Raw genomic sequence first — 6,940 nt, forward strand, 5'->3', positions numbered from 1 at the left:
GGGGGCCGCTCCGGAGATCGGCGGGCGTGAAAGGGGTGTTATATTAGGAAGATGGATTTCCGGGGGAAACTGATCCTGGCGCCGCTGGCCGGGATCACGGACACTACGTTTCGCCTCTTGTGCCGGGAGAACGGGGCCGACGTCGTCCTCACCGAAATGGCCTCTGCGAAAGGGCTGCTGATGCAGCCGGCGAGGACACGGCAATTCCTCGAATATTGCGAGGATGAGCGGCCTGTCGGAGCGCAGCTCTTCGGAGCCTCGCCCGCGGAGATGGGCGAGGCCGCCGCCAGGGTCCGGGAGCTGGGCTTCGATTTCGTCGACATCAACATGGGGTGCCCGGTCCGGAAGGTCACCTCGGGTGGGGCGGGGGCGGCGATCCTCGCCGACCCCGGGCGGGCGGGCGGGCTCGCGGCGGCGGCTGTTCGCGGAGGAGGAGGCATTCCCGTCACCGTGAAGATCCGCTCCGGGTTCGGCAAGGAGTCGGAGACCTTCCGGGAGGTGGCGAGGGAGGTCTTCGCGGCCGGTGCGGCTGCGGTCACCCTCCACCCTCGCACCCGCGGCCAGATGTTCTCCGGCCGAGCCGACTGGGGGCAGATCGCCGCTCTGAAATCGGAATTTCCCGACCGGGTGATCATCGGCAACGGAGACGTCCGAACGGCTTCGGACGCCGCCCGGATGATCGCCGAGACCGGATGCGACGCCGTGATGGTCGGGCGGGCCGCCCTGGGCAACCCGTGGATCTTCCGGGCGATGCGGCGGGAGCTGCTCGCCCCGGTCGGGCACAAAGCCGCGCTTCCTTCCCCCGGCCCCTCTCCCGAGGAACGCCGGGCCCTGATCCTGAGGCACGGGGAGGAGATGCACCGCCGCCACGGAGACGCGGGGATCCGCGAGATGCGAAAGCACCTGGCGTGGTACAGCCGGGGGATCCAGGGGGCTGCCGCGTTCCGCGGCGCGCTGGTGAGGGTTTCCACCCTCGACGAATTCCGGGCCGCCGTCGGGCGTTTCTTTTGAACGACCTCTACCAGCACACGCTCGAATCGGTCAATATCGGCCTCCTGGTGTTCGACCGGGCGGGAAAGCTCGTCTACCTCAACCCCGCCGCGGAGGAGATCCTGCAGGGATCCTCGCAAGCCCTCAGGGGGAGGCACTATCGAACGCTGTTCCGCGGAAGCCTCTCCGCCATCCGCATCGCCCGGAAAGCGTTCACGGAGAACGTCGCCGTGACGGGGTTCGACGTGGAGCTCAAGTTCCCCCACCGGGATGCCGGGCTGCCGCCCCTTTCGGTCATCATCGGAGCCTCCCCGCTGTATGGTCCCGACAGGGAACCGGGGGGCGCCGTGCTGTCGATCAAGCCGGCGGAGATTCTCACGATGGTGGAGCAGGAGGAGCAGGCGGCGCTGAGCGCCGCGGAGATGCAGATGCTGGCTTACGGCATCGCCCATGAGATCAAGAACCCCCTCGGCGGGATCCTCGGCGCCGGCCAATGGATCCTCCGGCGGGAGGCCTCCGAGGAGGAACGTCGGGAGGGGGTCCGGCTGATCCTGAGAGAGGCGGAACGGATCAACGGGCTCGTGGAGAAGATGCTCGAAATGGGAAAATCCCCGCCCTCCCCGCGGCCCTTTCCCCTGCTCCCTCTCCTGAAGCAAGCGGAAGAACTCCTGCGGGCGGAGATCCGCGCCCAGCGGAAAGAGATCGCCTTCGAGCTGCGCGTGGACCCGAGCCTCCCCGACGTCTCCGGCCACTCGGACACGATCTTCCAGGCGATCGTCAACATCCTCAAGAACGCGGTGGAGGCGATCGACCGGAAGGGGATCATCCGGATCGACGGCCGGATGAACTTCAGCTACCGCTGGAGCCGCGGCAAGGGGCGGAAGCGGACTTTTCTCGAGCTCACGATCGCGGACACCGGCCCCGGGATGTCGGAGGAGGACGCCCGGAAGGCCCTCCTCCCCTTCTACACCACGAAGCCCAAGGGGACAGGCCTGGGGCTGGTCATGGCCCGGCAGGCCGTCACCCGCCACGGGGGAAAGCTGGAAATAAAATCCGTGCGGGGGACGGGGACGGCGGTTAAAATATCCCTTCCAGTCGCTCCCGGGAAGAAGCCGCCAAGTTGAAGAAAGTCCTGATCGCAGACGACGACGAGAGCATCCGCTGGGTCCTCCAGAAAACGGTGACGGGGATGGGGTTTGCCGCCGACCTCGCCGAGGATGGAGAGAAGGCGCTCTCCCTGCTCTCGAAGCACTCCTATTCCGCGGCCTTCGTGGACATCCGGATGCCCGGGATGGAAGGGATCGAGGTCCTCGAGCGGATCCAGGCGAAAAAATCCCCGACGCGTTTCTTCGTCATGACCGCGGTCCGCCGTCCCGACGCGGCGGCCCGCTCCACCCGCGCCGGCGCGGCCGAATTCATCACCAAGCCGTTCGACATCGGGCACATCGAGAAGCTCCTCAAGGACCTGGAAAAGGAATCCGCCTCGCGAGAGCGCCCCTTCCGCGCCGGAGACGCGGAGGAGTGGAAGTCGACCCGGATCGTGGGTCGCAGCCGAGCGATCCTGGAGGTATTCCAGAGCGCCGGGAAGGTGGCGGACTCCGACGCCACGGTTCTCCTGCTGGGCGAGAGGGGGGTCGGCAAGGAGCTGGTGGCCCGCTGCATCCACGAGCTGGGCTCCCCCGAACGCCCCTTCGTCGCGGTCAACACCTCCGCCATCCCGAGGGAGCTGCAGGAGGCCGAGCTGTTCGGCAACGAGAAGGGGGCCTTCACGGGGGCGGAAACCGCCCGCGAAGGAAAGCTCGAGGCGGCCATGGGGGGGACGCTCTTCCTGGACGAAATCGGCGACACTCCCCTGGAGCTCCAGGCCAAGCTGCTGCGCGTCCTGCAGGAAAAGGAGTTCACCCGACTGGGGTCGAACCGGCCGCAGAAGTTCCGCGGGCGCGTGATCGCCGCGACCAACCGCGACCTGCGGCGCCTCGTGGCGGAGGGGAAGTTCCGGGAGGACCTCTTCGACCGGCTGAACGTCTTCCCCATTCGCGTTCCGGCGCTTTCCGAGCGGCGCGAGGACATCCCGCTGCTGGCCGATTTCTTCCTCCAGAAATACTGCAGCCTCCTCTCCCGTCCCCAGCGCTCGTTTTCCAAAGAGGCGCTGGAGGAGCTTGCCGCGAACCACTGGAAGGGGAACGTCCGCGAGCTGGAAAATTTCGTCCAGCGGCTGGCCGTCCTGTCCTTTGGGAAGCTATTGCGCCGGGAAGAGGTGGCCCGCGAGCTGGCGAAGGCGGACGGGGCGCCCGACCTGGCCACCGCCCCCCTCGAGCAGGTGATCGAGGAGCGCGTCCGCGAGTTCGTGCGCCGGCTCGGGAGCGCCCTCGAGGACGAGGAAGACCTCCACGAGCTTTTCCTGCACCAGATGGAGAAGCCGCTCATCAAGGTGGTGCTCGAGGCCACGGGGGGGAATCAGATCAAGGCCGCCGGGATCCTGGGGATCAACCGGAACACGCTCCGCAAGAAACTGCAGGACCTGTCGCTCCTCCCGAAAAAGAGGAAAAGGAAATCCCGTTGAGCCCGAAGGAGGCGAAAGGGCCTGCCGCCCGCATCCGCCCGCCCGTGATCCTCGCCTTCGGGGGGTTCGACCCGACCGGCGGCGCCGGCGTCCTGATGGACGCGAAGGCGGTGCACGCAGCGGGAGGGTACGCCGCCGCGGTTCCTTCCTGCCTTGCGGTCCAGTCGACGGCATCCTTTTCCCGGGTCGTTCCCCTCCCCCGTAGCGCCATCGACCGGTCCCTTGCCTGCGCCGTGAAGAGTTTCCGGATCCGGGCGGTGAAGATCGGAATGGTGGGAACCCGCGCGGCAGCGGAGGCGATCCTTGCCTTACTGGAAAGGCATCCACGCCTGCCCGTGGTCCTCGATCCGGTCCTGCGAGCCTCTTCGGGAGGCGCGCTCCTCTCCCGCGACGCGCTTCCGGCCTATCGGAAGCTGCTTTGCCGGGCCGGGGTCCTCACCCCCAACCTCACCGAGATCGAGAAGATCCTGGACCGGAAGATCGGCTCGTTCGGAGAAGCGATCCTCGCTGCGCGGGACCTCTCCTCCGCCGCCGGCGCGGCCGTCATCCTCAAGGGGGGGCACTTCCCCTGGAAAGGAAAACGGGGAGTCGACATCGTTTTCGAGGAGGGCCGCGTGACGCTTCTCGGCCCTTCCGGCAAGGCGCGGTGCGTCGACGCCCACGGCACCGGCTGCGCCCTCGCCTCCGCCATCGCTGCGAGGCTGGCCGCCGGCGATCCTGTCGTCGAAGCGGCAAGGTCCGCGAAGTCCATCCTGGAGAGGATGGTCGCCTCGGGGTTCCCCTCCGCGGAAGGACGGTGGACCCTCTTCGGTTGATCCGGGTGTAGGATAGGGGAGGGTGCGTCCTGCGCACCGGGGGGAGATCTCCACCATGACGGTCCCGCCTTCTTTCCCTGCCCCACCCGCGCACCGGGCGGCGAAGGTCGCCCTCGTGCTGGGGGCGGGCGTCTCGAAGGGATTCGCCCACATCGGCGTCCTGAAAATCCTCGAGTCCAACCAGGTGCCCGTTCATCTGATCGTCGGGACCAGCGCCGGCAGCATTGTCGGCAGCCTGTACGCCTACGGGCACAACGCCTACCAGGTGCAGAAGCTCGCCATCTCCCTCGAAAAGGCGGACGTCATCGACCTGACCGTTCCCGACAACGGGTTCATCAAGGGGGAGAAGCTCGAAGAGTTCATCAACCGGTCCGTGCGGAACACCCCACTGGAGGGGATGAAGATCCCCTTCTACGCGATCGCGACCGATATCCAGAGCGGCCAGGAGCTGGTCCTCGGCAAGGGGAATGCGGGGCAGGCCGTCCGTGCGAGCTGCGCGATCCCGGGCGTTTTCCGGCCTGTCAGGATTGCGGGCAGGATGTACGTGGACGGGGGAGTCGCAAGTCCCGTGGCGGTGGACGCCGCCCGGAAGCTCGGCGCCGACGTCGTCATCGCGGTAGACGTCTCCGCGGACACGGAGGGCTCGGCCCCGGACAGCACGGTGGAGACCCTGCTGCAGTCGGTGAGTATCATGTACGCGAGGCTGGCCTCCATCCAGCTCTCCCGGGCCGACGTCGTGATCCGGCCGAAGGTGGGGCACATCGGGGCGAGCGACTTCTCGAAAAAGCACGAGGCGATCCTGGAGGGGGAAAAGGCGGCGCAGGAAGCATTACTAAAGATCAGGGACGTTCTTAAACTTTTTAATCCCAGGGATTAAAAAGTTTAAGAACGTCCCCAACTTTTATTCGTAATCCTTGGCCAGGTCCTCGAAGCGGGTGTAGGGAGAGAGGAAAGCGAGGTTGACCTCTCCCGTCGGGCCGTTGCGGTGCTTTCCGATGATCACCTCGGCGATCCCCTTCTTGTCGTCCGGGGTATCACCCTTGGTGTACATCTCTTCGCGGTAGATAAACAATATCAAGTCTGAATCCTGCTCGAGGGCTCCACTGTTATGAGAAATAATGCCGTCCGCCAGCCAGGAAGCTGGACCTGAAACCGTCAGATCGAAGACCTCCTCGACTCCCTCCGCGCTCAGGTCGATAACGCGATCCCAGAACAAGTCGCTCATCGCCCAGCCCCGGAGGGTATCGTTGTCAAGAATATTCGCATACTCCATAAACAGAGAGCGCGACGGAGCGAAGGCAAACTGGTAGCTTCCCCCATATGCGGTACCGCGAAGGGCCGCCATTTCCCGATGCGAAATCCCTTTCTCCGCAATGGCTGTCTTCACCTTCAGGAATACCTCATTCGGCAACGTGTCGACGTTGGGATTGGATTCAATGAATGCCAATTCCTCCCAAAGCTTGTCTGCGGGGGCAATTCGCGGCCCAAACGCTCCTACCTTCTCCAGGAAATGTTTCTGCTGATCGACACCGTAGACATACACATTGTAGACCGGTCGGTAATTTGCTTTCTGCACAGGTCGAATTCTGGAAACGATTCCAAGTCGCAACAGCAGCGCGGCCACGTCTTTCGCCAATCCCTCGCTTGCCGTACAGAAATACACTCCCGCCGATCCCTTGGATCCGGCCAAGCGGCAACAGATGCTTCCATCCGTCGCCCAGAGATGCCGCAATAGAAGAGCGATCTGTTCATTGCAAAGACGAAATACTTCCCTCGGCAACCGTTTTTCATGGGACCGCTGGCCGAAGATGCCCAAATCGCGCAACCACAGGTTGACCCCGGCAGGGTGCCAACGGTTCCCGTTCCCGCTGATGAGCAGCTGGTGCCACTTTCCCCGTCCTCGATAGCGAGTCACCTTCGCGCCGAATTCATTTCGAGCCGCCTCTTCGACGGCACGGCTGTTTTCTTCCGAAGCGGTCGAGTACCGCATCGGCTGGTTGACCAGGTAGCTGCCGTCGCCGACGAGCTGCCCCAGCAGGACGATTCTCCCTTCCGGCCAACGAATCATCTTGGTCGGTTCGGGTACGGTGCGGGCGATGGCAAGTCGGTCGCCGGGTTTCAGATCGGCCACGCGCACCCATCCGCGGGAACCATACAATAAATGTTCGTCCGTGGCCCTTATGGCGCGGCCGCTTGCCAAAATGACGCGAGTCACCGGCTTTTCGCCCACCGACCAGACGAGATCGCTCTTTGCAGGAACGATGCGACCCTCGGCGGACATCGCCCATACCTCCGCCTGCTTCCCCACCAGGTCCCGTATGGGAGTCCGGCCGCCTTCCGTGGTCAGGACGAGCGTATCCCCTGTCACGCATTCGCGAAGGTCGGACAACAGCGGGCGCTTGTCGGTGCGGTTTTCGACGCTCCGGCTCAGCTGCGAGACGGCGAGGACCGGAATGTCGAGCTCCTTGGCGAGCGATTTGAGCGAACGGGAGATCTCGGAGACCTCCTGGACGCGGTTGTCCGAGGAGGAGCGGAAGGAGGTCCCCCGCATGAGCTGGAGGTAGTCGACCAC

Annotated in this window: 6 protein-coding genes; 5 read left to right on the plus strand and 1 reads right to left on the minus strand. The window is 65.0% G+C overall.

The genetic code is table 11. The features are described from left to right. Positions 1 to 51 precede the first annotated feature (51 nt). From A2Z13_10740 to A2Z13_10760, 5 genes are read left to right on the plus strand one after another with little or no spacing between them, the layout of a single operon-like run. Complete coding sequence (locus tag A2Z13_10740) at positions 52 to 1,011, plus strand: tRNA dihydrouridine synthase DusB (protein OGP80126.1); 960 nt, start codon at positions 52 to 54, stop codon at positions 1,009 to 1,011. Continuing rightward, positions 1,008 to 2,114 (plus strand): hypothetical protein, encoded by a 1,107-nt coding sequence (locus A2Z13_10745; protein OGP80127.1) that lies wholly within the window; start codon positions 1,008 to 1,010, stop codon positions 2,112 to 2,114. The genes A2Z13_10740 and A2Z13_10745 overlap by 4 nt, the downstream gene beginning before the upstream one ends. Further along, entirely contained in the window at positions 2,111 to 3,553 is a 1,443-nt protein-coding gene (locus tag A2Z13_10750; protein ID OGP80128.1) for a hypothetical protein, read from the plus strand. Before A2Z13_10745 ends, A2Z13_10750 begins: the two co-directional genes overlap by 4 nt. Then, entirely contained in the window at positions 3,550 to 4,368 is an 819-nt protein-coding gene (locus tag A2Z13_10755) for a hypothetical protein (protein ID OGP80129.1), read from the plus strand. The genes A2Z13_10750 and A2Z13_10755 overlap by 4 nt, the downstream gene beginning before the upstream one ends. 55 nt (positions 4,369 to 4,423) lie before the next feature. Next, positions 4,424 to 5,245, plus strand: a complete 822-nt coding sequence (locus tag A2Z13_10760) for a hypothetical protein (GenBank protein ID OGP80130.1) — start codon at positions 4,424 to 4,426, stop codon at positions 5,243 to 5,245. 24 nt (positions 5,246 to 5,269) lie between these two features. On the opposite strand, the gene A2Z13_10765 is transcribed toward A2Z13_10760, so the two are convergent. Beyond that, complete coding sequence (locus A2Z13_10765; GenBank protein OGP80131.1) at positions 5,270 to 6,940, minus strand: hypothetical protein; 1,671 nt, start codon at positions 6,938 to 6,940, stop codon at positions 5,270 to 5,272.

The sequence above is a fragment of the Deltaproteobacteria bacterium RBG_16_64_85 genome (assembly GCA_001798885.1).
Classification (GTDB): Bacteria; Desulfobacterota; Deferrimicrobia; order Deferrimicrobiales; family Deferrimicrobiaceae; genus FEB-35.

What these genes read in the sequence shown, in the direction of transcription:
- A2Z13_10740 (OGP80126.1), top strand. Translation starts at nt 52, where the DNA reads ATGGATTTCCGGGGGAAACTGATCCTGGCGCCGCTGGCCGGGATCACG.
- A2Z13_10760 (OGP80130.1), top strand. Translation starts at nt 4,424, where the DNA reads ATGACGGTCCCGCCTTCTTTCCCTGCCCCACCCGCGCACCGGGCGGCG.